Source organism: Kitasatospora sp. NPDC056446 (assembly GCF_042796115.1).
GTDB lineage: Bacteria > Actinomycetota > Actinomycetes > Streptomycetales > Streptomycetaceae > Kitasatospora.
Genome location: NZ_JBHTRF010000178.1, coordinates 1 through 2167, shown reverse-complemented (window position 1 = coordinate 2167; position 2167 = coordinate 1). Strand labels below are relative to the sequence as shown.

Here is a 2167-nt window from a genome sequence, read left to right as displayed (position 1 = left end):
GTGCGCCGTGAGGCGCTGTGGTTCGAGTGGAGGTGAGAGACCTTCGCCGCTGATCCTGTCGCAGCAGGGCGGTGGAGCTGAGGGCAGCCTGATCCGGGTGGCGCCGGGGAGGGTGGGAGCAGCCCTGACAAAGCCGGGACGGGCCGGTACTGCCAGACGGTCCGGGTTCGGCGAGCGGGACGGAGAGGAGTACGCGAGGAACCGGCGTGTGACACCCCCTTGATGCGGCACCGGCTCGAACCTGGTGGATCTGGGCCGGGGGCGGCGCGCACCCGTCGATGGTTGGCGGGGAACTCCCGAGGTAGTGGGCACGAGCTGCCAGGGAGGCTGCGAGGAAGGTCTGCGGCGTACTCGCAGCGATGCCGCAGGGGCATAGTCGGGCTCCTACTTCGTTGAGCGAACCACAGTGAACACGGGAACCGTCCCGGGTCTTGCCCTTCTGCCTCGCTGCCGGCGGGGTTGGTGGGGCTGGGCGCGTCGACCGCCGATCGGTCCGGGACGGGGCGGAGCCGCCGTAGTACTCCGAGCCGGGGAGAGCCCGGCACATGGGGAAGGGCGGCAGCGGTTTCGAGAAGGGGAGGAGGCTGCAATGCCGAAAGACGCGCCGCCGAACGGCGGTGCCCCGGACCACGTCCCTTCGGGAGCATGGTCTCGGGTATCGGAGATGCAGGCCAAGCTTCATCGTTGGGCGGTGGCCGATCCCGGCCGCCGGTTCGATGACTTGTTCAACTTCGTGCATGACCCGGCGACGCTGATCGTGGCGTTCGACCGGGTCGCGGGGAACCAGGGTGCGCGCACTGCCGGCGTGGACGGCCTCACGGTCGCCGATGTCGCGGAACTGGTGGGCGTGCCCGGGTTCCTGGACGACCTGCGGGCTGCCGTGAAGGACGGCTCGTTCCGGCCGCTGCCGGTGCGGGAGCGCAAGATCCCGAAACCGGGAGGTGCGGGGAAGGTTCGCGCGCTCGGGATTCCGACGGTTGCGGACAGGGTCGTCCAGGCGGCGCTGAAACTGGTGCTGGAGCCCGTCTTCGAGGCGGAGTTCTTGCCGTGCTCGTACGGGTTCCGGCCCAAGCGGCGTGCGCAGGACGCGATTTCCGAGATTCACCACTTCGGTACCCGCGGCTACCGCTGGGTGCTGGATGCGGATATCGAGGCGTGCTTCGACTCGATCGACCATGCGGCCCTGATGGACCGGGTGCGTCGCCGGGTGAAGGACAAGCGCGTCCTGGCGCTGGTCAAGGCGTTCCTGAAGGCCGGGATCCTCACGGAGCTCGGCGAGCATCGGGAGACCGTGACCGGCACGCCGCAGGGCGGCATTTTGTCTCCGCTGCTGGCCAACATCGCCCTGAGCGTGCTCGATGAGCACGTGATGGGGCCGTGGAAGCCGGGCGGGGCGATGTCGACCCGCGGCAAGCGCGACTACCGGCACACCAAGGGACGGCCGACGTGGCGGCTGGTCCGCTACGCGGACGATTTCGTCGTCTTGGTGCACGGGGCGCGCGAGCACGTCGAAGCGCTGCGCGAAGACGTCGCCGTCGCGCTGGCCCCGCTCGGGTTGCGGCTGTCACCGGTCAAGACCCAAGTGGTCCACATGGGCGACGGGTTCGACTTCCTCGGCTTCCGCATCCGGTGGAAGCGTAAGAGGGGGACGAACAAGTGGTACGTCTACACCTTCATCGCGGTCCGGCCCGTCCGGACGCTGAGGGCGAAGATCCGTGCCCTGACGCACAAGACATCGCAGCAGGACTTCGCGTCGATTCTGACCAGGCTCGGTCAGATCATGCGCGGATGGGCCAACTACTTCAAGTACGCCGTGGCCAAACGCACTTTCAGCAAGTTGGACGACTTCACCTGGTGGAGGCTGGTCCACATGCTGCGGGCGCGTCACGGCTGGAACTGGGGTCAGGTTCGACGCCATCTCGCCGCCTCCGGGCGGTGGAAGATCGCGGCGGATGGGGTCGAGTACTTCCGGATCGAGGGTGTGACGGTCTCCCGTTACACCTACCGGGGAAACAAGATCCCGACCCCGTGGCCACCTGCGAACCCCGCCTGACGGCAGGAACCGTGGAGAGCCCGTTGCCGAGAGATCGGCACGGCGGGTTCGGAGAGCGGTCCGGGGAAACGGACCGGGAGTAATCCCGGTACCGCGCCCCGGGCCGACTCACCA

1 protein-coding gene is annotated in these 2167 nt (G+C 68.3%); it reads left to right on the top strand.

Annotated elements, in window-relative coordinates; translation table 11 throughout:
• Positions 1-664: 664 nt before the first annotated feature.
• A complete protein-coding gene (ltrA, locus tag ACFQ6N_RS40355) occupies positions 665-2053 on the top strand; it encodes a group II intron reverse transcriptase/maturase (RefSeq protein WP_380659134.1) in 1389 nt (462 codons plus the stop codon).
• The last annotated feature ends 114 nt before the right edge of the window (positions 2054-2167 follow it).

What these genes read in the sequence shown, in the direction of transcription:
- ltrA (WP_380659134.1), top strand. Translation starts at nt 665, where the DNA reads ATGCAGGCCAAGCTTCATCGTTGGGCGGTGGCCGATCCCGGCCGCCGG.